The sequence below is a fragment of the Enterococcus haemoperoxidus ATCC BAA-382 genome (assembly GCF_000407165.1).
Lineage (GTDB): Bacteria > Bacillota > Bacilli > Lactobacillales > Enterococcaceae > Enterococcus_L > Enterococcus_L haemoperoxidus.
In genome coordinates this window covers 938,591-964,092 of record NZ_KE136479.1, presented here as the reverse complement: position 1 = coordinate 964,092, position 25,502 = coordinate 938,591, and the positions used below count along the sequence as shown (strand labels likewise).

The 25,502-nt window shown below is 30.9% G+C and carries 21 protein-coding genes; 2 read left to right on the top strand and 19 right to left on the bottom strand.

From position 1 onward, the window contains the following. Positions 1 to 246: 246 nt before the first annotated feature. From I583_RS04530 to I583_RS04465, 14 genes are all read right to left on the bottom strand, one after another. Complete coding sequence (locus I583_RS04530) at positions 247 to 1,203, bottom strand: alpha/beta fold hydrolase (protein ID WP_010763391.1); 957 nt, start codon at positions 1,201 to 1,203, stop codon at positions 247 to 249. Continuing rightward, a complete protein-coding gene (locus I583_RS04525; protein ID WP_010763390.1) occupies positions 1,181 to 1,849 on the bottom strand; it encodes a TetR/AcrR family transcriptional regulator in 669 nt (222 codons plus the stop codon). The genes I583_RS04530 and I583_RS04525 overlap by 23 nt, the downstream gene beginning before the upstream one ends. A 195-nt stretch (positions 1,850 to 2,044) precedes the next feature. Continuing rightward, positions 2,045 to 4,354, bottom strand: a complete 2,310-nt coding sequence (locus tag I583_RS04520; protein ID WP_010763389.1) for an ABC transporter permease — start codon at positions 4,352 to 4,354, stop codon at positions 2,045 to 2,047. Next, entirely contained in the window at positions 4,348 to 5,052 is a 705-nt protein-coding gene (locus I583_RS04515; RefSeq protein WP_010763388.1) for an ABC transporter ATP-binding protein, read from the bottom strand. Before I583_RS04515 ends, I583_RS04520 begins: the two co-directional genes overlap by 7 nt. Further along, positions 5,049 to 8,918: an AMP-binding protein gene (locus I583_RS04510; protein ID WP_010763387.1), complete on the bottom strand. Its 3,870-nt coding sequence runs from the start codon at positions 8,916 to 8,918 to the stop codon at positions 5,049 to 5,051. Before I583_RS04510 ends, I583_RS04515 begins: the two co-directional genes overlap by 4 nt. Positions 8,919 to 8,920: 2 nt before the next feature. After that, on the bottom strand, positions 8,921 to 9,400 hold the full coding sequence (locus I583_RS04505) for a 4'-phosphopantetheinyl transferase family protein (protein WP_167584566.1): 480 nt from the start codon (positions 9,398 to 9,400) through the stop codon (positions 8,921 to 8,923). A gap of 80 nt (positions 9,401 to 9,480) precedes the next feature. Then, on the bottom strand, positions 9,481 to 10,992 hold the full coding sequence (locus I583_RS04500; protein WP_167584563.1) for an AMP-binding protein: 1,512 nt from the start codon (positions 10,990 to 10,992) through the stop codon (positions 9,481 to 9,483). Continuing rightward, positions 10,985 to 12,226: an MFS transporter gene (locus I583_RS04495; RefSeq protein ID WP_010763384.1), complete on the bottom strand. Its 1,242-nt coding sequence runs from the start codon at positions 12,224 to 12,226 to the stop codon at positions 10,985 to 10,987. Before I583_RS04495 ends, I583_RS04500 begins: the two co-directional genes overlap by 8 nt. 15 nt (positions 12,227 to 12,241) lie before the next feature. Beyond that, positions 12,242 to 13,492 carry an ATP-grasp domain-containing protein gene (locus I583_RS04490; protein WP_010763383.1) on the bottom strand — a complete coding sequence of 417 codons (1,251 nt, stop codon included), beginning with the start codon at positions 13,490 to 13,492 and terminating at the stop codon, positions 12,242 to 12,244. After that, entirely contained in the window at positions 13,489 to 13,740 is a 252-nt protein-coding gene (locus I583_RS04485; protein ID WP_010763382.1) for an acyl carrier protein, read from the bottom strand. The genes I583_RS04490 and I583_RS04485 overlap by 4 nt, the downstream gene beginning before the upstream one ends. Before the next feature lie 2 nt (positions 13,741 to 13,742). Continuing rightward, entirely contained in the window at positions 13,743 to 14,732 is a 990-nt protein-coding gene (locus I583_RS04480; protein ID WP_010763381.1) for a hypothetical protein, read from the bottom strand. A gap of 13 nt (positions 14,733 to 14,745) precedes the next feature. After that, entirely contained in the window at positions 14,746 to 15,483 is a 738-nt protein-coding gene (locus I583_RS04475) for a HesA/MoeB/ThiF family protein (protein ID WP_010763380.1), read from the bottom strand. A 61-nt stretch (positions 15,484 to 15,544) separates the two neighbouring features. Beyond that, on the bottom strand, positions 15,545 to 15,790 hold the full coding sequence (locus I583_RS04470) for a hypothetical protein (protein WP_010763379.1): 246 nt from the start codon (positions 15,788 to 15,790) through the stop codon (positions 15,545 to 15,547). Next, positions 15,787 to 16,884 (bottom strand): SUMF1/EgtB/PvdO family nonheme iron enzyme, encoded by a 1,098-nt coding sequence (locus tag I583_RS04465; protein WP_010763378.1) that lies wholly within the window; start codon positions 16,882 to 16,884, stop codon positions 15,787 to 15,789. The genes I583_RS04470 and I583_RS04465 overlap by 4 nt, the downstream gene beginning before the upstream one ends. Before the next feature lie 236 nt (positions 16,885 to 17,120). On the opposite strand from I583_RS04465, the gene I583_RS04460 reads away from it, so the two are divergent. Next, positions 17,121 to 17,975 carry a helix-turn-helix domain-containing protein gene (locus I583_RS04460; RefSeq protein WP_010763377.1) on the top strand — a complete coding sequence of 285 codons (855 nt, stop codon included), beginning with the start codon at positions 17,121 to 17,123 and terminating at the stop codon, positions 17,973 to 17,975. 811 nt (positions 17,976 to 18,786) lie between these two features. Beyond that, positions 18,787 to 19,053, top strand: coding sequence for a hypothetical protein (locus tag I583_RS04455; protein ID WP_010763376.1), 267 nt, complete (start codon positions 18,787 to 18,789; stop codon positions 19,051 to 19,053). Between the two features lie 257 nt (positions 19,054 to 19,310). Here the strand turns inward: I583_RS04455 and I583_RS04450 are convergent, their stop codons facing one another. The 5 genes from I583_RS04450 to I583_RS04430 form a co-directional block, all read right to left on the bottom strand. After that, positions 19,311 to 19,934, bottom strand: coding sequence for a hypothetical protein (locus I583_RS04450; protein ID WP_010763375.1), 624 nt, complete (start codon positions 19,932 to 19,934; stop codon positions 19,311 to 19,313). Between the two features lie 69 nt (positions 19,935 to 20,003). Then, on the bottom strand, positions 20,004 to 20,612 hold the full coding sequence (locus tag I583_RS04445) for an HNH endonuclease (RefSeq protein ID WP_010763374.1): 609 nt from the start codon (positions 20,610 to 20,612) through the stop codon (positions 20,004 to 20,006). A gap of 1 nt (position 20,613) precedes the next feature. Next, on the bottom strand, positions 20,614 to 21,237 hold the full coding sequence (locus I583_RS04440) for a hypothetical protein (protein WP_010763373.1): 624 nt from the start codon (positions 21,235 to 21,237) through the stop codon (positions 20,614 to 20,616). A gap of 14 nt (positions 21,238 to 21,251) precedes the next feature. Beyond that, positions 21,252 to 23,534 carry a sensor histidine kinase gene (locus I583_RS04435; protein ID WP_010763372.1) on the bottom strand — a complete coding sequence of 761 codons (2,283 nt, stop codon included), beginning with the start codon at positions 23,532 to 23,534 and terminating at the stop codon, positions 21,252 to 21,254. 229 nt (positions 23,535 to 23,763) lie between these two features. Beyond that, positions 23,764 to 25,275, bottom strand: a complete 1,512-nt coding sequence (locus tag I583_RS04430; RefSeq protein ID WP_010763371.1) for an Eco57I restriction-modification methylase domain-containing protein — start codon at positions 25,273 to 25,275, stop codon at positions 23,764 to 23,766. Positions 25,276 to 25,502 lie beyond the last annotated feature (227 nt).

Here is a 25,502-nt window from a genome sequence, read left to right as displayed (position 1 = left end):
AATTGAAATCAAGTACAAACCTAGTAACAACACCATTGTTTTTTTACCCCGTCACTTGAACACGTAGAGATTTGTTATCCACTTCCACTTCTTGACCATAAGGAATAATTTTTTAGTTTTGTTTTGTAGTTGGATTTTATTATTTGTGTAAATCCCGACAAAAACAAGAAACACAACTACTAATAAACTTCCGACTAAAATACCTAAAACCTTAACTATTTTTTTCATAGTCATTCCTCAAATCTGTCAGTTTTCCAAAAATTTTGTTGTTTCTTTTACGATTGTTTCCATTTGTGTATGGTGTAAATAATGGGTACCTGGCAATTGAATCAATTTTCCTTTATCTAACCCGCTCACCTGATCTTGATGCATCTCAAGCCAATTTTTTTGATTCATATCATTATCTGCAACAAATAATAAAACCGGCATATTTTTTGGATACGTTAAGCCACGAGAATCAGCGAAGCTATTGCTTAATTCTTGAAGTTCATCTTTCATCGCAGGACTACTCATGTTCTTCATCGTCAATAACTTAATCTGTTCAAAGTCAGGGTTATCTTGTCTCACACCTAACCCCTTCTCTGGATTAACTTTAATTAATGCTCGAAAGACGCCTGCTGTTTTTAAGAAGTCAAAGACGGTCATATCAATACCAGGCCACGGCTGTTCTGGTGTACTGGAATCAATTCCCACAAAACCTTCCATTTCATTTGGGTAAGCTTGAGCATAATTCACTGCATAAAGACCTGCAATCGAGTGTCCCATCAATGTGTATTTAGAAATGTTCAGTTCTTTGGCTACTTGATGGATTTCTTCTACGATATTTTTAACACTACGACGTCGATTCGTTTGGCTACTTAATCCATAGCCAAATGGCTCAATCGTAACCACACGATACTCTTTCTTCAACTCATCGATCAACGGTTTAAAATCTAAATAAGGACTAGCTGTTCCTTGCCCTGGCAAAAGTAAAATCGTTTTCTTTCCTTCACCTTCATCGACAATGTTCATCTCACCATCAAAGACTTTTAATTTCTCACCATATGATTCAATTCGTGTTGCTTCACTTTTCAAACTTATCTGGTGAATCGTAAAAGTAATCACTAAGGACACAATTAGGATAGTGATTATACCTAAGATTACTTTGCCCAATCCTTTTAATAGTCTGACACCTAGTGATTTAGTTTTCAGTTTTTTGATCATTTAATTCTGCCGCCTTTATCATAATTTGTTGATCAAGTTTCTCTAAAAACGCATTGCTAATAATTGGCATTCCAGTATTCTCAAGCATCGTTTTGGCAGCCATTAATTTTTCAAAAAAGGTCTCTACTGTATTTGGAAACAACGCTTGAATAAACCACGTACTTAAAATCAAGATCGCTAATTCAGCCATTTGCTTCGGTTGCTCAACTGTGACTGATCCATCGCTATTTCCTTCAATTAAACAGGTTTCTACTAATGGCGCCATGATTTCATTCGTCGTCCGAATATACATTGAAAAGAATTTAGGATTATCTAACAAGGTAAAACTAAGGATACGAGACTGACTGGCCTCACTATTGAACATTCCTTCAAATAACAGAGCCTGAATTTTTTCTAATCCATTTAATTTATCTTTTTCCATGATTGCTGTTAAGGCAGCTTCATTGGGAATAAATCGTCTGACGACGGCATCTATGATCTCATCTTTAGATGCAAAGTGGTGATAAACGGCTCCTTTGGTTAAACCGTCTAAACCTTTGACGATATCGGAAATAGATGTTTTTTCATAACCTTTTTCTATAAATAGTTGTGTTGAAACGTCTAGAATTAATGATTTAGCTTCCTCTGCTGTATATTTTTTAGCCATTGTGATCTCTCCTTCTAAAAAACATTCAATCAGTATGTTTTTATCATACGCTATTTTTGAGGAATGTCAAATTATATTTTTATTGTTTTAGTTAATAAGAAAAAAGCTGAGTAGGTTCTGTTTTAGAACGTTACTCAACTCTTAATTGCTTAAATTGTCTCTGTTTATTGAAACATCATCATACAAAAATATTTATTATTCAACACTCTTAAGCGCTTCAGTCATTTTAATCTTATTAATTTTTCGATTGGAGAGATAATTCACAATAATGATTAAAACAATCGTAAAAATAATCGTAATCAAATAACTCTGTCGATCAATAACTGGTCTAAAATAAAGTTCATCACCCATTCCTGCATTAGAAAAGATTTTTTCGTGTATTTTAATCCCAAAAGGTATCCCTATAATGATACCGCAAAGAGATAAAATAATGTTTTCAGTCGAAAGAATCTTTTTCAGTTCGGAAAATCTAAAACCTAAAACAGATAAAGTCGCCATATCACGTTCTCTATCTGAAAAATTCAACGTGCCTAGATTGTATAAAACAACAGTCAACAACAGACTAGCAGACAATATCAATAAAATCGACATCGAAAGGGTGCTTCCCATGCTACCCAAAAAGTCATTTTCCTGATTTTTTGTTAAGACAATTTTTTTCATTTCATCATTTGAAAATGTTGTTTTTAGGTTTTTGCCCACGAAACTTGTCGGCACAAATACTTGATCAGCTTTCTCCCATGCAGATTTTGTTAAGTAGAATCCTTGTCCTATACTTAATTCTGCAATATCAGTCACCTTTAGTTTCACTAAATCTCCCGCAGTATTTCTAAACTGAATAGCATCTCCTTTATTTAAAGAAAAAATTTCAGCTGTTTTCTTTGTAATTAGTAAACGATCTTCTGATAAATTTACTTGTTTATCATCGTCATAAAACTTTATATACGAACTACTATCCTCTATAACATGAATCAATCCACTCTTATTTTTACTATCAGATAGAATAAAGTATGGTCGTTCTTCAAGTCCTTCTATCTCTTTATTGCTCCGAGTTTTATCATACAGTTCTCTTGAATCTGTGTCACTTGCTACATAAGCCTTTTCTTCGTATAAATAAGATTTTTCGTAAACTGAGCTAGCCACATGATTAATTGTATCTCTAATTCCCAAAGCAGATAACAAAAGACTCGTGCAGCCAACCACTCCTATAATCGTCATTGACATTCTGATTTTACTTCTAAACATTTGCCGTAGCGTCAACTTTTGGGACGTTTTTAAGCCATTCCAAAAAGGCTTGATTCGTTCCAACAAAATATTATAGCCTTTGGTGGTACTCTTTTCTCTTAAAAGTGAAGCTGGCGACTCTTTTTCAACATTATAAAAAACAATCAACGTGGCAACACATGTACTAAATACAGATAACGCAGTAATTATCGCCACTTGGTAGCCATTGATGACAATTTCAGGATGATCAAAAATAAATAACTCGTTAAAAAATCGCCAGATATAATTAGGAATGACCTTCCAACCAATTAAAACGCCGAAAAATACACCAATAATACTCATCCATATACCATAAAATAAATAATGCGTAATTATTTTAAAACTGCTGTAACCTAACGCTTTCATCGTTCCAATGATTGCTCGTTCCTTATTGATTAGACGATACATTGTTGTGAAGCTCATTAGGATGACAATTGCAAAAAAGATAATTGGAAATAGGTTGCCTATTGATTGATATTGTTGTACTTTTTGACTAGTAGCTAAATCATTCAACGTTTCCTTTGACTCTAGAATACTAATAATTTCCTGTTCGTATTTCTGTTCGATTTCTTTTTTGACTGTTTCGACATTTTTCCCATCTGCTACTTTTATGACGAGTTTATTGGTCATTGCATTATTTTGTGTAAAATTTTTCGTGTCTTTTTTATTCATATAGATAAAGCCGTAATCTTCGTGATTTGGTACCACGGTTGTTGAATCTGGCGTAATATAAATATAAGAAGAGCTTACAGCCAATCCACTAATCGAAACCTCTTTCTCAAGTGAATTTATTTCAATCGTGAGTTTGTCCCCAACATCTAAATGATTTGCTTCAGCGAAGCTTTTATCGATAACAACCGTATTCTGTTTGTTTAAATTTTTCCCTTTAACAATCGTGTACTGATTGAGTTTAGCTTCTTGATCTACGCCGTTAATTAAGACTTCTTTGCCGTCACTACCTATAATTGCCCCTTCTATTAGAAATTGCTCTTCGAGCTGCTTAATGTTTTCTGACTCACCAAGCCGTGAAAAATCTTTGTTGGTTGGCTTGATCAATACTTCAATGTCCGCTTTATTTTCTTTACGATAGTTCGTTTCAACGTAGTCATTTAAACTTCTCCAAGTACTATCGATTCCTATATAGATCGCTACACCTAAAATCAACATCAATGCAATTGATAGAAGCTGGATGCTGTTCTTTTTAAAACTACGAAGAAACATTTTTTTCAAAGGAGACATTACCATACCAAGTCCTCCACATCTGAAGGACTTTCCTGCCTATAAATATCTGCAATTTTTCCATTATGCATTTTAATGACTTTATCCGCGATTTTAGTGAACTCCGCATTATGGGTGACAATAATCACTGTTTTATTCATTTTTTTAGATGTGTCTACTAAAAGCTTGATAATCGTTTTACCTGTTTCTGAATCTAAAGCGCCTGTTGGTTCGTCACATAGTAACATTTTAGGATTTTTCGCAAGTGCTCTGGCAATAGAGACGCGTTGTTGTTCGCCACCTGATAACTGACTTGGAAAATTCCCTGCTCGCTGATCAAGACCAACGCTAGTTAATACCTCACGAGAATTAAGAGGCTCTTTACAAACTTCCGCAGCTAACTCAATATTTTCCAAAGCAGATAAATTAGGGACTAAGTTGTAAAATTGAAAAACAAACCCAACATCATTCCTGCGATATTCTGTTAGTTCTTCTTTTTTTAGTGAAGAGATTTCTTTATTGTCGATAACGATTGTACCGGAACTTATTTTTTCCATTCCGCCTAGTAGGTTTAAAAGGGTCGTTTTTCCAGCTCCACTTGCACCTACTATTACAACAAATTCCCCTTCATTAATCGTAAAGTTTACTTGGTTTACAGCGTTCACCGTGACTTCTCCACTTACTTGGTATTTTTTGCTGACCTCTTTAAAATTGATGTATGTCATTGTTTTTCCTCCTTTTTTCTAAATGTCTGATTCATTGCCTCTGCTAATATTTTTACATTCTCTCCTTCAAAGATAGTAGTATGATCCCCAGAGATATGATTTTCATTCCAGCTGCCATTGATATGTTTCTTCCACTGTATATATTTAGGGATTTTTTCATCTTTAGCTCCAAAATAAAAAATGTCTTTAAGAACACTCGTTGAGTCTTCATATAAATGTCTTGCAGTCTCAAAACTTCTAAATAAATTGATATAATAAATTAGCTCCCGTGGACTACTTTCACCAAAAAAGGGAATTAGTCTTGCTAACTCATTAGGTACAATTTTTAACAATTTGGGCATCAAGTCTAGTCTCTTTTCTAATAAAAGAATAATTTGTTCCCAAAGCTCATCTGTATTTACAGCACTCTCTACTTTATAATCAAATGTTTCATAAATAAATTGTTGTTCATTTTTCAACTGAAATTCGAATTTTTGTATTTTATTTTCAACTGGTGGCATCGTATTAATCATAAAAAGATTGTTTACTTTTGAATTTATCTTAGATATTTCATACGCTATTGTTCCTCCAATACACCAACCACCTAAATAATCAATAGATTCGAAATTTTCTAAATATTCATTGTACTCTTTAGCTAATTCTGTAAAGTCAATTACTCTAGGAGCAGATTTTTTAATATCCTTTTTGAATCTAATTGCGAATACATTATATTTTAAATCAATATTCTTAGCTAATTCATTATATATTCCTATTTCTCCAGATCCAGCATGGATAAAAACAATACTTTTTTCACTTGTTCCCTTTTTTAATTGTGTCAAAAATTGATTTGTCTTAAAATTGTTATCTTCTTGTTTTATTTTTTCAAGATAACGAGCTTGATCACTTAATGAAAAATGATTCAATAGTTCTTCAATTGTAATGTCTACATTATACTTGTTGTTAATTTTATAAAGCAATTCAGGTAATTTAATTGAGTCACCACCTATTTCGAAAAATGTTGCACTTTTAGTTAGTCTAGTGTTACTTTCTTCTAGATCAATTACTTTCATCCATAAGTCGAAAAGTTCAAGTTCTTTTTCAGTAAACTTCTGACTAGCTTTTTGTTCCATTTCTTTTAATTTTTTAAGATTGATTTTCCCATTACTTGTTAATGGTAATTTATTTAAGTGAGTAAATGAGCCAGGTATCATATAGGTTGGTAAAACTTTTCTTAATTCGCTCCTGAATATTTCAAAACTAATTTCATTCATAGTGTTTGTAGTATAGAAGGCGCTTAAATACTTTTTCCCATTCTGATTTTCTTTGACAACAACCTTAGCTTCACTTATATCCTCGATAGATGATAGACTATGTTCTATCTCAATTAGATCGATTCTATATCCATTAACCTTCAACTCTGATTCCATTCTTCCTAATATATTGACATATCCTTCATCTGTTAAATAGCCTTTATCACCAGTTCTATAAATCGGACCCAATTGTTCATGTTCATAGAAAACACCATGATTTTGATTTTTCAACAAATATCCATTTGCTAGTCCTTCACCTGCAATGATCAATTCACCACTTACGTTGCTATTAACTAAGCAATCATTTCGATCTAAAACGTAATAACTCTGATTACTTAGAGGATATCCATAGGGAACTCTTCTGTTAGAGAAATCGTTGAGCGGATAATAAATTGACCAGATAGATGCTTCAGTTGCACCTCCTAAACTAAAAATATTTAACTCTTCATTTAGAAATGTTCCTTTGATTTGATAAACCAAATCTGCTGGAATAAAATCGCCACTCATTAATATATTTCTAATATTCATAATTTTACAATCAAAAATTGATAAGAGTGTTTGCACCAACCCAGGTGTTGAATTCCAAAAAGTTGCCTGTAAAATTTTTTCTTTAAATGGATACAAGTTTGATGTACTTGGGCATAAAATGGTTTCACATCCAGAGAGTAACGGAGTTAACAAATCAAACACTGATAGGTCAAAGGACAAGTCCGAAACATTAAAAAGAACATCTTCTTGATTTACTCTCGTTCTTTCAATAATATCATCGATAGTGTTAAGTACTGGTCTCTCAGAAATTGATATTCCCTTTGGTTCTCCAGTTGTTCCAGAAGTAAAGATCACATAAAGTTCATCGTGTGAAATCTCTTGATAGTCATTTTCTAACCTCAAACTAGGTTCTGCTCTGAAGACTCGTTCTCCTTTTATCAGAAGCTGAATATTACTCGTTTTTAACAGTTTTCTATATCTATTTTCAGGCATATCTTCTGAAATAAAGCAAAAAGAATCTGAAGTTTTGATTACCGCCAGCATTTGAACTGTGCTTTTAATAGACTTTTTACCAACTATTCCTATCCTAATTTTTTTTAAATCGTATCGCTGTTTTTCTCTACCTATCACTTCAGCCAAGTCATCGCTTTTTCTGTCTAATTCATTAAAAGTTATTGAATCATCTACTTCAGAAAAAGCTATTTTTTCAGGAAATTCTTTTTTTACTGTTTTAAACGCTGACAATATACTTTGAGTACTTTTTTTGATAATTGATTGACTTGAATTATATTTAGAATACTTTTGTTCGATCAACTGATTGAGTTTTTTTGATATATTTCTTACATCAATTTCTTCATCTAAAAGAAAGCCATCAATACTTTGAATAAAGAACTGGAACATTTCATCTATCTGTTTGATTTCAAAAATCTCTTTTAAGTAGTCCCAACTAATATTTAAGCTTCCATTCACTATTTTCATTTGACAATCCAGATACACTTGAGGTGTTTCCGAAATCCAATAGTCTATTTCACCTAATTCATCAAATTTATCAAAATCAAATAACATAGAAGTAAATACATATGACATTGAAGGCTGACGTCCATGCTTCTTTAATTCTCTTAAAACTTCAATTCCTTCAAAAGAAGATCGTCTGAAACTTGAAAAGATGTTTCTATGGATATCTATCGTATTCTCTAAAATCGTTTTATTGACATCAACATTAGTTGGAACTAATACTGTACTAGTAAAATCCCCTATAACCGATAAATATTTTTCTCCTTTTGGCCTTTTAAATGTAGTAACATTGATTGTAAATTCTTTATTTTCAGACCATTGTTGCAGAGCTGTACTATAAAGAGTTAAAAAGAGCGAATTTAATGATATTTTTCTTTTTTCAGCAATCTCTTTTAGTTTTGAAAGCTTCTCTGCTGTATAAATATGTTCTTTTCTAGCAAATTTACTGTGGCTGACTTTTTCTTCTTTCACTAATAAGTTTGGGGCATCTGGCAAGGTCTCTATCTTTTGTTTCCAATATTCTCTATCTTTCTCATACCTTGCAGACTTTTTTGAATTTAAATATGAGTCATTTATTTCTAAAAGCAGGTCGGACACGTCTTTTAAATTTAATCGATCATTTTTCACTGTCCTTTTTATGTCATCAAACAACTGAAACAAACTTAGACCATCAGCTATTAATAAATCTATGCTTATAAAAATTATATATTTACTGGGGTCTTCTATATTTTTTACTGCTTCAAAAGTGTACAATGGAAACTCACTGGATTGATATAATTTATGTGATAATCTTTCTCTTGTTACTTCTCTAAAACTCTTCATTTCATCACTAGATTTTGAATAAACCATCATTTCATAATTAAGGTTATCGACAATTTCAAATGTTTCCATATTTTTTATTTTTGCTCTCAACATCGGTTGTACTTGTATTACTTTGTTTAACGCGTCCTGAAATTTCTGAATATCTCCTTGATACTTAACTTCCAAATACATATGAGTACCAGTCTTTGCATCAAAAGATTCATTTCTCCCTAAAAGATACGCTTTTTGAACTTCTGTCATTTTTATTTCCATTTTTATTTTTCTCCCTTAAAATGATTACAAATATACGCAACAACATAATTATTTTGCTCGACTATCTTCACCGTTACATGGTTCTTATTTTTATAAGATACTTTGTAACGATTGAGTTCGTCCTGTTCAATACTAATTTCTTTAAAATCAATATACAATCCTTCTCCAAAATACTTTGAATACACCTCCTTTATCCCCCATAGTTTAAAAAAATTTTCTTGTTGAGCCTTTGAATAGCTGATGCAATCTTTGCAGTTAAACATAAATGATATAAAAATATCCATCTGTTCATGAGTTAGAGGTTTCTTTTTTTCAATATCAATTGATACAGGGCAAATAGATGAAGTTATAAGTGCCGCATAGTTTCCCGAATACGATTTAGAAAAGAATTTTGGATTTTTACACTTTATTAATTGATTAAAGTAAATCCTTTGATTTTCCTTGCTGATATTTTTTTCCAGCAAATATATTTCACTTCTCAACTTCTTCATCCCCATCCATATATACCTGTTTATAAATTAATTTAAAAAATAGATGTAATGTTGAAGAAATTATTTTAGCGTCATACTACATCATTTTTTAAGTTGCAAATTATTTTGGATACCTTTTTCCGATCAAGTTTACCAGTGTTTTTTTTAGGAAGTTCTCCATAATCAAATAAGTAAACACCATCCAATAACATATAGGACGATAATACTTTATTCAATTTTTCATTGATATCAACGCAATTATATTCTATAGTACTTTCAATACAAGCAATAATCTTAGGTTCACCGGAAGATCTTTTAGATTGAATAACAATTACCTCTTTTATATTTGGAAAAAAAGACAAAATTGCCGATTCAATCTCAGCCAGCTGTACTCGATGGCCTCGAACTTTTACTTGTGTATCCTTTCGTTCAATATAATAAAGACCAGCTTCCCTTACTTCAATGATATCACCAGTACTATATATACTTTTTGGTTCTGCTCTTTGATTATTTTTAAAGTAACTCCCAACTACAGGTATTTTGTAATCCAATACAAGCTCACCTATTTTACCTTTTGTATGATAATTCTCAACAGGATATATTTCACCATTTTCTAATTTTAGTCTATAATCCAAACATCTATTTGCAATACCCAAACATCCTACCTGATCTACATGAGTCAGATATTGACCAGAGCAGTAAGAAGACTCTGTTTGTCCATATAAAGCATATATTGGTTTTGCTGGGAACAATTCAGCAGCTTTTAAATAGTCATGTTTCAAAACAGCTTCTCCACCCAAAACAAAAACTTTTAAATGATTTAATTGATTTTTTTTCTGGTGGATTCTTAAAAAATATCTAAAGAAAGTAGGGACACTATGCCAGATAGTAATTTTATTTTTTTTGAGCCATCTATCTAATAACATTATATTTTTCATATTTTTTAAATCACACAAATATAGAGTTGCCCCAGAATAAAGTGAAGTATAGATATCTACAACAGAAGCATCATGACTAAGAGTTGAAAATAGTGTTAGGCGGTCATTTGCAGTAATGTGCAAATTTTTAATATATTCTTTAACATAATAATCAACTGCAAAAGAAGTTTGGCAAACATACTTAGGATGACCTGTTGATCCCGAAGTAGGTAATCGATAAACCTCTTCACAGTTTAAGCTTTTTTTAAAAGATATATCATGATTTTTAAATAAATCAAAAGTGGCAAGATCTACAATTATTAGTTTGGGAAAGATTTTATTAAAATAGTTTGTATTTTCTTCACTTAGTTGGTTTGTTAGAATCATATCAAGATTTGCAGTTAAAATTATCTTTTCAATTTTTGCAATTGGATCGCCTTTTTCAATAGGTATATATGTACATTCGGCATATAGACAGCCGATCATTGCAATAATACTTGTTACCTCGTGATCAAACAGCAATCCACAAGTAAAAGTAACAATTTTATTGTATTGAGTATTAGTAATTAATTCAGCTATTCCTCTGCTTGAATTTAATAAATTTCTATAAGTTATTACTATCTCTCCATCAACAAGAGCTGCTTTATCTGGGAAACGTTTAACTGTAGACTCAATTTCTTTAATCAACATCATTGACTCCCTTTTTTTTAAAAATAATAGATCGTAAGAGAAATGAAGCAACAAGCACACAAATAATAATAATTGTTGTCATAAGCATGATCCCCTTTTTAAAGTTCATATTAATAGTCGTAGATAGTACTGGTATTAACATCGTAGTTGAAAATGAAATCAACATTTGACGAATACCAGATACTCTTCCCATAAACTCCTGTTTGCTTTTCATTTGTAATGTAAAGCTAAACATAGATACTGATATAGCATTAGTAATTCCTAGCAATAACATTGCAACACAAATAATATATTTCTGATCAATAACTAGTAAGCCAATCGCTATACCTTCAATAGACAAAGCAATTAATGCTATATAAAACGTATGATGAATCTTTTCGTTTCGTCCAAATAGATTAACCCCAATTATTGCTCCGATAGCAAATAAAGAGTCCCAAATGGATAACCAACTACTTCCTACATTTATAAAAGATAGCAACGGTGCATATGTTAAATTAATAAAAGAAACAATAACAAAATCAATCGTACCAATGAGGGCAATAAAAAGGATAATTCTATGCTTAGCTAAATGAAGAATCATTTCTTTCCAATCATGTAAAACGTTCTTAGGAGAAAATAGTTTAAAATTGTTAAAAAATTCTAAAATAGACTCTTCTTGTTGATTGGGTATATATGAAATTTTCACGAAAAAAGCTGAACAAAAATAAGATATACCATTAATGAAAATAGCTACATATGGTGAAAAAATCGCAATAATAATTCCTGCAAATCCTGCACCCATAAATTGACCTATTTGCTGGTAGGTTGACGTTCTTGCATTGTATTTAGCTAAATCAGAATCATGCGCTATCAAAGGGCCTATTGTAAAAATTGAAGTTCTATAAAAGGGTCTTAGTAAACTCAATAATGTTGCGGCAAAGACTAATGACGATGTTATTCCTAGCATTGAAAAAAAGCCTGCTATTACAATAATTATTCCTCTTAATATCTCGGAAATAACAGCAGCTGATTTTGCTCGCCCATTATCAGCTGCAATACTAGCAAAAGACTGCGTCAAAAAAGCCAACACTGCTTCTAGGACAAGGATTAAAGCAAACGACGATGTTTTCCCTGTTTGATTATATAAAATCATTCCCACTGCTAATACATACATTCCATTACCAATATTCGAAATAAGCATTCCCATTGGTAATAAAAATTGTGGATCATTATAATACTTTCTTCTAGTCATTCCTATACCACCTTTTTAATAAAAGCTAAGTTGGATATCTTTTTCAAACTCTTCCAAAAATTCAAAATACTGTTTTTTAGGCATATCTCTTGGGAAACAACCTGTTATCCAAGCTAAATAAGAAAATGACTCTCCCTCGGCAGCAATATAATCACCAGCTCTTTTTCTAAGAAAAATCTTGTCAATCGCCTCATGTTTTAATTTCTCCCCCACCTTAATCTCTTTAATTTTACCTTGTCCTTTATAACTGACATTGTACCAAAAAAGGTTTTCCATAGGTTTCCATTCTCTTCGGTATTTTTTGATACGCATAATTTCCTGAGGAATATAAGATTTTAGTAACATTTCATAGTAAGGCTCCCCCGACGTCTTTTCAAAAATTTGATAAAAAGATCCTCCAGCTCCTGGTCTTAAAGCTGCTTCAATTACGTACGGTTGATTTTTCTCGTCTAGTCTTAATTCGGTATGTGTCGCACCATTTTCTATCTGACATGCTTTAGCTGCGCTATGAGCTTCACTTAGAATATCAGATTTAATTTTTTGATCTAAATCTACTTCTGTAAAGTACAGTCTATCTGGAAAGTTTGGTCCTACAGGTGTTCCTTTCGACATAATACCATCAATAATTGGTTCACCATTTATCCAAATTGTATCAACGGAATATTCTCTTCCATTGATATACTCTTCAATAAGATAGCCGCTAGTTTGAGCAGCCTCTTTATTGAGAACTGTTTTATTAAAACGAATAATTTTTTTGATTTGATTTATTAATTCAACTTCTGTACTCACGATTTTTACGCCTGCACTCCCTGCACCAAATACTGGTTTCACAATCAGTGGAAACTCGAGCGTTAAAGACGTTAACTCATCAATAGTTTTTCCAAAAAACATTTGAGGTGTCTTTACATTTTTTTGTAACCATGTAGATTTCATCAACGTTTTGTCTCTCAGTGTCATATAAGTACTCGTATTATTCACATTAATATTCATTGCTTCTGCAATCAAAGCAACTTTATTGGTCAATTGCTCTATGCAAGAAACAATACCAAAAATTTCCCCATATTGATTTTCAATAATGTTAACAATATTTTGTGTATCACTATCGAAAATATCTAAAACAAGATACGGATATGAAGAATCAATATCTTTTTCCGAGAGATAAATAAAAATTGGTTGATAGCCTATTTTTTTTGCTGCTTCATATAAATATTGAGTACTAGTATCTTCAGAAAAAATCAGAATAACATTTTTTTTTCTATTGATCATTTTAATTCCTCACTTTGATTGAAAAAATGACTAATTTTATTTAGTGTGGAAACTGAATCCACTTCAAATTCATCAAAATCAATCTCAATTCCTGCTTGTTCTTCAATTCTTAATACAAGCTCCATTAATGCTAAAGAATCTACCCCAAGGTTCTTAATCGGCACATATTCAAACTGTTCAATATTTCCGATGATATCATTAATGACTTTTTCTTCAACCAAACCCGATAATAATTTCTCTATATTCATATCTATTTTTCCTCCATTAATAATTTTATGGTCAGTTGATAAGCTTGATTTTGAAACTCTTTATAATCTGAAACAAGTTGTTGGTATTGGAGTAGATATTTCTCCAAAAAGTGAGTTTTCGGACGATTATAGAGCAAACTAAACCACTTTAGCAACGTTTCTAAATCTTGATTGATTTTGTTGATTGTATTCAATATTTCAGCATTTGGTTCATAATACTCTGCTATCTCTTGCCATGCAGTTGTTATTGGCTCGATTTTGTTTGCTAAATGCTTATACATTCGCAGTTGCGTCTTTTTAGACATCTCACCTGAAAGAACGGCTTCTTTTTCTGAAAGAAAATAATCATATAAAGTCCATAAGCTTTGATCATCACAGATTACTTTTTCACCAGAATTAAAAATGGTATTTTTTTCTACTGTATATCCATATTGCTCGTTCATAATATGACTAAACGGTTGGTTACTCTCTTCAATTGTCTGTACGAATTCAGTTGGAACCTTTATAAAACTTAGTGTGATTTCTCCCGAATCAGAAACAGGAAATTTTTCTAATAATTCTGGAACAGAAATAGGTACTTTAGTTTCTTTCATTGTTTCATTTGTTTTAGTTATAAAAACGGTGCTTTGATCAATTGATTCTATTAAGTTACTTGTAAAGTACTTACTACTGTCAGGACGTATTGTTTCAAGCATACTATGCGCATAATAAGACTGATTTAAAAATTCATCCAAGGTTGTTTCTAACTCTGATGGTTTTATAACTAGTGTTTCTTCCAACTTATCTTGAATTTCTTTTAAACCATTATGCGTGGCTAGAATGGGCTCATTTTCTTCCGTGTAATCAAACTCGAAAAAACGATCAGCCATCAACCAATTGAATTTTTTAAGTTTCATATTTCGCTTAAAAATATGGTATAGTGTTCGTTCATAACACGGATAAATCAAACTTTCAACCTGTTCCCTATCAGTCATTTGATATTCTTTTTCCATAGTAGTCTCCTATTCATATCTCTTGGTTATCTTGATGTCTATATTGATTACACATGCAATTTTTCCTCTGCTGAACTGCAATTTTTTGAATCTGATTATTTTCAAGATTAATGTAAATTAATTCAGTATTCATTTTTTGCCCTGTCAAGATCTTTATAGCCTCTGAAGCTTGCCATGACCCTACAACACCAGCTGTACACCCTATGATGGGGACTTTTTTTTGAGTTGTTTTCTGGTCTTTTGGAAAAAGGCATTCGTAGCAAGGCGTGTTTGCTTTGTTAGGGTCGACATATAAAAGGTATCCTGTCATTGATTCTACAGCCCCAAAAACAATTGGAATGTGATATTTAAGTGAAAACTTATTTAGTAATACTCGTGTTTCAACATTATCAACGGCATCGATTATTAAATCTGGCTTGCCAATAACTTCTAATATATTTTCTTTTGTTAATCTGACCTGATTACTTAAAATCTTTGTAGTTGAATTAAGTTTATTCAACGATTTTTCTGCTGAAAGAGCTTTAGCTTCCCCCAGCCTATGTTCATTGTGTATGATTTGTCTATTTAAATTTGAGACTTCTAAAATATCATCATCTATAATACAGATATTGCCAATGCCCGCAGCGGTTAAGTACAATAGTATGGGTGAACCTAGCCCTCCGGCACCTATCACAGCAACCGAACTCTCCTTTAAGCTTTTTTGCCCTGTTTCACCTATTTGGGACATTAATAACTGACGCTCATATCGCATAAATACAACTCCCTATAACTCTTTTATAGTCAAAAAAGATTATGTTTGAGACGATGTTTATCTATCCACCAGATAGCTGAAGCAAAACAATAACTTCTGAATCTTCTGACAATTCTTTTGAAAAAATTTGATTTTTTTCAACTACATTCTCATTTACTACAAATACTGTATTCCATTTCAGCTCTTCTTGTTGATCAAAAAATGCTTTTTTGAAATCCTCATCTGTGCCTTTCAAATTATTTATCGCTTCCCCCAAATTGGAGATTTTGAATGATTGTTTTTTTCCTAGATAATTGATATCCATCATACATTCCTCCTTTTTACTCTAAATCCTAAATCTCTTGCAAAATAATCTTTGTCTTCCAATTGATCCACAGTTTTTCTACACATTTCAGGAAAAGCAAAATAGCTTCCTCCTTTTGTATTCGCAACTTCAGTTTTTGATTCAAAACATGCACACCATTCCCAAGCATTACCTTGCATATCATACAAACCGTATTGATTTGGCTTTAAAGTAGCTACTTGTTGTAATTGATTTTTTGAATTTTCACTATAAAGTGCAACTTTCATAAAAGCTTCATTATGATGCTCATAGTCAAATGGATCTAGCTGATCATCAGCATATAACTCCCACTCTTCTTTTGTAAGTAGTTCTGTATCTGTTACCTCGCAAAAATACTGTGCCTCATACCAAGTAATATTTACTACAGGAAATTTTTCTTCCCCAATATTATATTGATGATTTTTGAATACTCTCTTATACTGTTCATTTGTTATCATTGTTTTTGAAATGAATAATTCTCCACATTTTGCAAAATCTTCTATTGTGAAACAATCTGATATTTGATTATTAATTGACATTTTTAGCAAAGAACTATTTAATACTTTTTGTCGTCCATATCCTTTTATCGATACTATGTTTCTTGATTGATCATATAGAATAACAGGTATCTCATTAAAGTTAACATTGCTAAGAATCTCAAAGATCTTTATTGTTGGTTTTTGGGCATTTCTTAAACTAATAATCAAATGCCAAAAATTTTCGCTTGGATGAAATTCTGCATCTACTTTTGTGAAAATCGGTGGATGTCTTAAATGAGTATGGAAAACACCAATTTTTTTCAATTTATTTTTAATGATGTATTTTTCAATAGCTACACTTTCTTGAATTGATGACAGAAAACCGGCATTGAGATTATTTTCATAATATTTACCAAATTTATTAAACCTCTCCATCACATTTTCTTCTTTTCTTGAGTCTTCACTAAAAATATAATAATCAGTTGCAATTTCTTCATCTTCTTTTGAAAAAAAATAGCCGAACGTTTTCTTAGGATAAAAATCTTGTATTTCTGAAATAAATTTTTGATATGTGTTAGCTTCAATTTTTGCTTTCATCATTGTTACTTCTCCTTTTAAAAATTTATTAACCATATTAATAGCCCAATAATTTGCATAGTCAACACCTCCTTATTGGTCTATTATAATTTTGAAAAACCTAAATTATAGAAAATGTACCTCATACCGACATTTCATAAAAAACTAGTCGCTTATTTTTCCATTTGATTCAAGGTGTTACATGACGTAAAATATAACTATTAGAGAGTAGGATAATTCAAATCATAAGGAGAATAATTATGGAAATTGGACCATTACTAAAAAAAATACGTAATAGCAAGAATATGACTCAAGAATCATTAGCTACTGGTATCATCTCAAGAAGTCACCTTTCAGAATTAGAGAACAGTAACTACTATTGCTCTTACGATAAATTTATTTTGTTACTTAGAAAATTAAATGTCAGTTTAATGGAGTTTGAAGAACTTTTAAACCAAAGTATTTTTTTTGAAGAAGAATCGCTTTTAAAAAAACTAATGCAAGCAAACAATAGTCAAAACGAACGTGACCTAAAAATGGTTCAAAAAAAAATAAATTCTTACATTAAAAAAAGTAATAACCCCTCTTCTAGAATAATACATGCTCAAATTCTTTGTGAAGCCATTATTGAATATCGGAAACACGGAAAAATATGTAATCCTGAGAGATTTGCACCGCTAAAAGAATACCTAACCGCTTGTAACGATTGGGGCTATTATGAAATAAATTTACTTAATAACTCTTTATTTGTTTATGATGTTGATACTGCTATAACCCTTTCATCTTCCCTCATTATGAATTGCCAAAAAACTCAATCAGTAATGACAAAAGAAGTTTTAATTTTGACCTTGATTAATATGAGCGATTATCTGTTAAAATTAGATTTAAATAGAGAATCTTTAAAATATAGCAGACTAGCTATTAAATTATGTGAAAATACAAACAGGTTATTTGAAAAATGTCTTGCTTCAATCAATGCCGCACTTGCTCAAACAAAAATAGATAAGTCTCCCCAACCCAAAATAGAGACATGGATTGAGTTCCTTCGTTTTTCTGGCTACCATGATTTAGCAAATCAGATTGATAAAGAAGTTGCTGATATTGTTTTGGATTAGTTTAGTTATCCTTTGAAAGCTAGACGATTAATCCCTAATTTACTATGTTACTAATATCTTTTAACGTAATACTTATACTTTTATCTATCAAATTTTCCTAACGAATTCGAAATTTTCATTCCCTTTTTTCTCTGTTCGCCTTGATTCTCGTTGTCGATTTATTTATACTTAGTGTATAGAATGGAAATAAAAAAGCTGAGTAAGTCCTGATTCAGAACATCACTCAACTTTATGACAATTTAATCCTTGGCACCTTTTTGTTTGGCTGGCACTGAACGGAAATGGTCTTGAAAACAGCAACCACTGCCCACACAAGTATGCCAATAGTAAATGAATCACTAGCTTTTTTGTTGTGTCTCTTTTTGAGCTACCACTAGAAAGGATTGCTAGGTTTCTTTAAGGTACTATTGACTTATTCAGGTATTGGACATTGCGCCAATGCCTTTTTTGTTTCTATTCTAGGTCTGATTTTTATTGATGGTGGTGATAATAAAACGTAACGATGTACAAGTTAAAAAATAGAAAAATAAAAAACGGCACCTTACAACCTGACTGGCATCACGTTGCAAGGCCCCGAATAAACAGCAACCACTGCTTATCCGAGTTGCCGATAGCGCGTACCGAAGTACTCGCATGTTTTATTGTACTTAATTTTGATTGATTTTACTAGTCTCTTTGCTGGATTCTTTCATCTTTTTGGCGATTTCATGTGTTCTTTGGCGAACTATTGCACACGATGAGGCACAGATAGGTCTGATCGTTTTTTATTTTCCTGTTGGTTTCTCAAAAAAATAGGAATGGATGTGTAGTGATGAGTAAAGAACAGAATTTGAAGGCAGTACCTTATCAGGATATTTTGGATGTGCGGAGTGAGTTGATCAAGCTTCGATCTTGGCAGAAGTCGTTGGTTTATTTAGATGAGTTTTTTGATGGGAAAGTTACGAGGAATAAGAAGGATATGCGGATGCGGTATTATTCTTGTCAGCAGTTGTATCAGGTATTTTCTGGGGATTTTGAGCAGGTTTTGAAGGAGAGTGAGGAGATTGTAGCGAGGATGATTCAGAGAGGGAAAATATAAAAGATAAAATAAACGATCAGTGATAGAAGGTACTTTCCATTACTGATCGTTTTATAATAAAAAAAGATAAGAATTGTTGATTTTGAAATCATAACTATTTACTACTAATTAAACAAAGAAAGTAGCAATGTATTTAACTACGGAGTTAAACCAAATAGCATGGCATCCAATTAATAATTATAAAGAGCAAGTTTCCTCTTTCTAAAATTTTTGAAACTTGCTTATGTCGGCAACTCCACTTTTTGTAATCATAGTTGTTAATTTAATCTAAACTTTGTTATTCTTTCCGTAATTTTCTTTCCTACTGTCAATAGAGGTATTCCTAAATCATTAACAAAATCTGTTTTAAAATAGTCTACAAGACTATTCAGTTCAAGCATATTATTAATAATTCTGACATCACTGCCATCTTTAGCAATTTCGAAAATTCTATCAAATAATTCACCAGCTCGCCTAACAGAATTGCTCCCCTCATCTAAATCTATTTCGATAAATTTTGCTTTATTAAAATTCCCATTTTTATATTCCATCAAAAATAAACTAGGAGTATACGGAATATTCACATCAAAATCCAACCTGAATTTTTTTATGAACGTGTTATATAAATCTCGAGAAAAAAAGAATGTCTTCCCATTTATTTTTATAGTATTTGGGATTTCAGTATAATAATTTAAATCTTTATTTGTATATCCTGGAATATAGAAATCAATATAAATGTTGGAATTTTCGTTAAAAAAATCTAAATAATTCAATATATAACTTCTAGCATCTAGTTGATCCATATCAGCGAAAAGAACACCAAAAACATGGGTCTTTTTCTCATCCGCATCTCTTCCTTTGATTTTATTAAGAAACCTTTCATATCCCCCAACTGGAAACATTTAAAAACCTCCACCTTTATTTTCACAATATATTTTATTTAAAAAAAATGTTCGACTTAATAAAATTATTTACATAGATTCATTTTGATTATATAAAACATTTAATGAGTGTTTCAATTGTTCAGAAGCATCTATATAACCTCTATAAAGCTCTATCAAGTTAGGTTCTTCTGGTAAACGCTTAATAATATTCGCAATTTTTTCTAATTTTCTATTTAAAACATCTACTTTCCACATTATACTTATTGGACGTATATCTAATCGCATTTTTTCAACCATGTACCGTCCAACTTCAGTAATACCTATGATTTCTCCACTATCCAACCTTTCTAAATGAAGATCGAATTCTTTTGTTGCTGGATCTACAAAACCTTCCTTTTCATTATAAGAATATTCTACACATTGTGTAGGCCAATGGTGCCACTTACCTCTATTACACTTTTGGCATGAGTATACTAAATTGGAGTAATCATTCTCTTTACTTGGAGCAAAGTCTTTGGGTATAAAATGATCAATCTGCGCTCTTGCTTTTAGTAATTCCATTGGCTTCCCACAGTACCCACATATATTAAAAAAATCTTCTTTTAAATAATTTCTACATAACTGATCCGAATATTTGGAAAATTTACCATTACAATCTGTTCTTCTTTTAATTATATATTCACCATGTATTCGCAAATTAATTTCCTTCAATCTTTTCGAATTTCTTTATAAGGATATCCAGCTTATCTATAGCTTGATCTAACTCATGTTCTTTTTCTACTTCCACCGCTGACCAATCATATTCTTCTACTAAATGGTATCCCTTTAAAATATTGTATTTTTCTTTTAAATCGTCTACTTGATTAACATCCAGATTTCCATTTTTATATTTAAAAAAAGACTTTCTGTACTCTTCTTCGGATAACTTCATTCTTTTACGAAAAACTTCAACATTTTGAATAATTTTCTTTGATACAGATTCTATCCCCTCCTGCATATCTGATTTATTAAGTATAAAAGACTCTGGAACAAGACTTTCATCTAATGCATCAGTTGAAAATGATGTCAAAAGCATACATGGAAAATCAAATATCTTCTTATTTAAGTAATTTACTAATGATGAACCTACAAATTCATACTTAGGCATTAATTTATAATCTATTAATAATCCTTCTAACCTTTCGTCAAGAATCCAATTAATAATTTCTTTGTAATTTAGATTTTCTTCTAAATATATTAACTCAATATCATATTTCAAAAATCGTCTCTTATACTTATCAACATGAGTATCTTGATCATCTATAAATCCAATTCTAAACAATTTTATTGACTCCTTTATTCAAAATTTATTTCTACATAAAAACCTTTTTGTTTCCCACACTTGGACAAATCAATTGATCCATTGTAATCTTTTACTATTGTATCTATTATCCACATACCTAAACCTGTACCTTCAATCTTTCCAGTTTTTAATGGTTCCAAGATTTTTCTGGGATTGTCTCTAAATTTTTTAGGCAAACCAGGTCCTTTATCAGAATAAATTAACTTAAATCCTTTATTTAGTCTCTGTATTTCAACTTTTACACTCCTATTATGAGTTTGACAAATATCATCAAAAGCAGAAATTGAGTTACTAATCAGGTTATTAACTACACTTTCAATTTCAAAAGGAAAACACCTATAATTTATTGATTCATAAGGATCAATAAACTCAATATTAGCTCTTTCACTACCTAAAGATTCGCTCCATGCATCACATAGATTGCCAATCAAATCTTGAATTTCCCACAAAGTTCTTTTTCTCTTATCTGATTTCACTGATTTTATTGTAACTTCATACCATTGTTCAAATTTCTGTTTATAACTATATGCTTTATCTGCCGCTTTTTTTATAGTATCTATATCATCTATCACTGCTGCTTCTTTAATCTCATAAATTTCTTCGTGAATATCATTAACTAAACTAGATATCTCATGAAAATAAGTATTTATAGCTATTCCTGTAGTAGCCATTGCCCTCAACATCTTTACTTCGTTAGTTAATTCCTCAATTTCAGATTCTTTTTTTGCAACAACAGGTCTAACTTTCTCTAAAAGCAAATTTTGTTCACTTGCTATTTCTGATTCTCCAACAGCTTTCTTTTGCGCTGTATTTTGCTTAGATTTTTGTTCAGCTTCCTTTTTCTCAGCCTCTCTGATTTGTTCCTTTAGTTCATTTTCAAGTCTTTCTGCTTCATTTTTTTTATCATATAAGTCTTTCAATTTTCTGAGAACATATTGTCTGTCGTTTTCAAATAGTTCAATTATATTTAGTAAAACTTCTTTAAATGCTGAAAATTGTTTTGATTCAACGATACCTTCTCTATTAGATTGATCTTCTAAATGTAGATTTAATCTTGATATATAAACTTGTCCATAAATCTGCTGAGAATTGACCCGCCATTTTCCTTTCTCAGAAGATACTGCAGCTGGTGATTGATTTTTTCTGTTTGCTAATAGTAACCAGTCATAACTAGAGGTTGCAAACTCTCCATACGGACGAATCCAAAAATTATCCCTATAAATTTTTATACCACCAAATTTTTCACTCATGTTTCTCCTGTTTGAAAAATCTTTATAGTAAAATTTCTGCGTGTCATTTTTTGTAGCTGAATTCTTGAAAAAGTAGAATGTCCCATGAAATTCTCCAATCTCAGCTACAGGTACCTCATATACTTCGTTTACCAATTCAGATAATCTTTTTTTACTGAAAATTGAGCTTCCCGAAAAATATTTCTCATCATTTTTCGTAAAACCCGCTTCTTTGAGAACTGATTTATCCTTACCTCGAAAATCAAATTCATTCCGTATAATTTCAATTTCCATGAGCTCTTTATTCTTTTTGGAAGTTCCAAAATTAATTTTGTAATCATATGATTCTTCATGATATGAAACAATTTTCGCTCCATCTTCACTAATATCATTAGTAAACATATATATCTGAAAAATTTCTTCCATAGTAGGTGGGATCATTGTTGATAGGCTCTTTTGTATCCTTTTAATCAACTTTTCATCCCATATTTCCCTTAATTGTGTTAAATAAAAAAAGGTTCCCGTATCAGCAAAGTCTTTATTGATTACTCTTTTAGTATTTAAATTAGACAAGTTCAAGCTTTCATAAAATTCAGGAATGCATTTGATACTCTCGTTTATTTCTGCATATGTTTCGGATAACTTTTTATTACTGCTAAAGTCTTCCCAATTAATAATCCATTCAATTGATTCTTCACTATTAACTGTAATCATATGAGCTTTACTGGCTATTCTGTCTAATGCAAAACGACCAATTCCTTTAGCACCAGTTTGTACCCTTCCTTTATCTGAAACGAAATTCTCTTTTTTGCTGGATCTACCTATAGTCATCCAGTTATCTTTAATTATTTTTTCATTCATACCACAACCATTATCAGCAATCACTAGAGAGTGATTCAATTCATTATAATAAATCAAACATTTAGTCGCATCAGCATCATATGCATTTTTTACTAACTCGATAATCGCTCCTTCCAGTTTTGAAACATTCTCTCTCCCAATTAATCTAGCTGTATAAGAATCCACATCAAAAGGAACTTTTGCCATTATATAACCTCCTTATAAATTTCAAAAAAATAAATAAAATTTGAAAAATCATAAATATATAACTTTCAACTTTTCAAAAATTGCTGCTTAATCACAATTTATAATACTTGTCAATCCCTAAGCTTGAATATTATTACACAGTTTGAAAAGGATGATAGCTATTTTTTACTATTTCTAAAGCGATATTTTGGTTATCTAATATATTAATATTAACTCTTAGTGTGTAGCCTTATAATTCATTTCTTCTTCCATACTGTTTTTCCTCTTCAATAATATATTTTATAGGAATTTTTATTTTTTTTAGGTCAGTAGAGCTAATACTTTTATACCCAGCTGCATAATTTTTAGAAGTAATTGTAAGATAAGCTCGAACTACATCTGAATTAAGATAATCCAATATTTTATCTATATTTGTTCTCAAATATTTATCTTTTAATTTAATCGATAAACCAGACAAAAGAAAACCTTCTCCAACAATTTTAAATGGTTTTTTATCTAAGGAGGCTACTTTTGGGATTACTATTTTTTTATCATAGTAACAAGTAAAGCCTTGTGTTCTACCAAAATATAAGCCATATTTTTCTTGATACTCTTCGTCAAGCCTGTCAGATAAGTATCCATAGGTTTTTTCATAGCAATCTTTTATCTCAGTCTGTTGAATGTATGTCGTTCTTGCTTCATTGGTAGGACTATATGGGAAAATTACATACTTTATTTCCTCTATATTTGAAACCCTGATAACTTTTCGGAGCATATCAGTTTCAACAGAGAAAACTTCTTTATCCTTATTAAATGATAAAAAATTATCATTCTCACTAATTATCTCTTTTTCACTTATAATAAAAACTTTATCTTGCAAAGTAGCTAGACCATTTCTAATCTCAGAAATCTCTCCCAAATCAATAAAGTCTTCTTGGTTTTCAGTTAAAAAATTATGACTATATATCAAATAGTTGTATTTTTCCACTAATTCTCTATACGATAATTCAATTACAATCTCATTTTCTTTATTTCTTACCTGTAAAACTTTATTATTTTTTGAAAAAACAGTGATTGCGGTATAGGTAGTAGCTCCTTCAAACTTCATTTCATCTTCGTAATCAATGATTGTTTCAACAAAGGAATTATTAATAAAATACTTCATCATTACTTCTCCACTTCTAGCTTTGATATAACTATTGGGAGTAATGTAAACAATTTTTCCATTTCTATTCCAAAGATCCAGTCCTATTTCAAAGAAATAATAATATAAATCAAAATTAAATTTTGAACAAAAATCACTTTTTTCTCTCAAAGCATTAATTGTTCTCTCATCCATATTATGTCTTGAAACATATGGAGGATTGCTAATTACGTAGTCATAAGTTCCAAAATTATCAATAAGTTTTTCTTTATTGAGAGCATCAAATTTTTGGATGTTCCATTTAACCTTCCTTTGAATATACTTTTCTGAAAGATCATTCAGCTTTTCTATACAAGATTTTATAGCTCCTTCTCTAATATCAAATCCAGCTATACTATTCTCCAAAAATTCAGCTTGATAATCTTTACTTTTATTTTTATTCTCAATAAAATATTTTTCAATAAGAAAAAAAAGTATATGACCTTCACCAACTGCTGGCTCAATTAATGTAAATGGATCATTGTAATTTATTTTTAATAAATCAACCATTTTTTTAGCTAATTTTTCGTCTGTATAAAAAATTCCATTTTCTTTAATAAATTTATGTTCATTATTCACGAACCTGTTCTCCTTTTGAAACAGCATAGAACTTTCAATTTTTTTAAGAAAGAACACGAAGTTTCATATGTTGTGCTAATTAACTTAGTGCAATAAATAATTTTCCTTTTTCAAATCTAACCTTGAATTGTATTGAACTCTCCAATTTAGTAACTTAGATGTCAATATTTAAATTATTTCAAGCTCTTGTAACCAATGTATTTTCTTCATTTTATCATAAAAAAAAA

Bases quoted from the DNA above. Each gene is read 5' to 3' on its own strand.
- I583_RS04495 (WP_010763384.1), bottom strand. From the start codon at position 12,226: ATGACTAGAAGAAAGTATTATAATGATCCACAATTTTTATTACCAATG.
- I583_RS04525 (WP_010763390.1), bottom strand. From the start codon at position 1,849: ATGGCTAAAAAATATACAGCAGAGGAAGCTAAATCATTAATTCTAGAC.
- I583_RS04515 (WP_010763388.1), bottom strand. From the start codon at position 5,052: ATGACATACATCAATTTTAAAGAGGTCAGCAAAAAATACCAAGTAAGT.
- I583_RS04465 (WP_010763378.1), bottom strand. From the start codon at position 16,884: ATGATGAAAGCAAAAATTGAAGCTAACACATATCAAAAATTTATTTCA.
- I583_RS04460 (WP_010763377.1), top strand. From the start codon at position 17,121: ATGGAAATTGGACCATTACTAAAAAAAATACGTAATAGCAAGAATATG.
- I583_RS04510 (WP_010763387.1), bottom strand. From the start codon at position 8,918: ATGGAAATAAAAATGACAGAAGTTCAAAAAGCGTATCTTTTAGGGAGA.
- I583_RS04530 (WP_010763391.1), bottom strand. From the start codon at position 1,203: ATGATCAAAAAACTGAAAACTAAATCACTAGGTGTCAGACTATTAAAA.
- I583_RS04520 (WP_010763389.1), bottom strand. From the start codon at position 4,354: ATGGTAATGTCTCCTTTGAAAAAAATGTTTCTTCGTAGTTTTAAAAAG.
- I583_RS04470 (WP_010763379.1), bottom strand. From the start codon at position 15,790: ATGATGGATATCAATTATCTAGGAAAAAAACAATCATTCAAAATCTCC.
- I583_RS04485 (WP_010763382.1), bottom strand. From the start codon at position 13,740: ATGAATATAGAGAAATTATTATCGGGTTTGGTTGAAGAAAAAGTCATT.
- I583_RS04490 (WP_010763383.1), bottom strand. From the start codon at position 13,492: ATGATCAATAGAAAAAAAAATGTTATTCTGATTTTTTCTGAAGATACT.
- I583_RS04435 (WP_010763372.1), bottom strand. From the start codon at position 23,534: ATGGCAAAAGTTCCTTTTGATGTGGATTCTTATACAGCTAGATTAATT.
- I583_RS04480 (WP_010763381.1), bottom strand. From the start codon at position 14,732: ATGGAAAAAGAATATCAAATGACTGATAGGGAACAGGTTGAAAGTTTG.
- I583_RS04455 (WP_010763376.1), top strand. From the start codon at position 18,787: ATGAGTAAAGAACAGAATTTGAAGGCAGTACCTTATCAGGATATTTTG.
- I583_RS04475 (WP_010763380.1), bottom strand. From the start codon at position 15,483: ATGCGATATGAGCGTCAGTTATTAATGTCCCAAATAGGTGAAACAGGG.
- I583_RS04450 (WP_010763375.1), bottom strand. From the start codon at position 19,934: ATGTTTCCAGTTGGGGGATATGAAAGGTTTCTTAATAAAATCAAAGGA.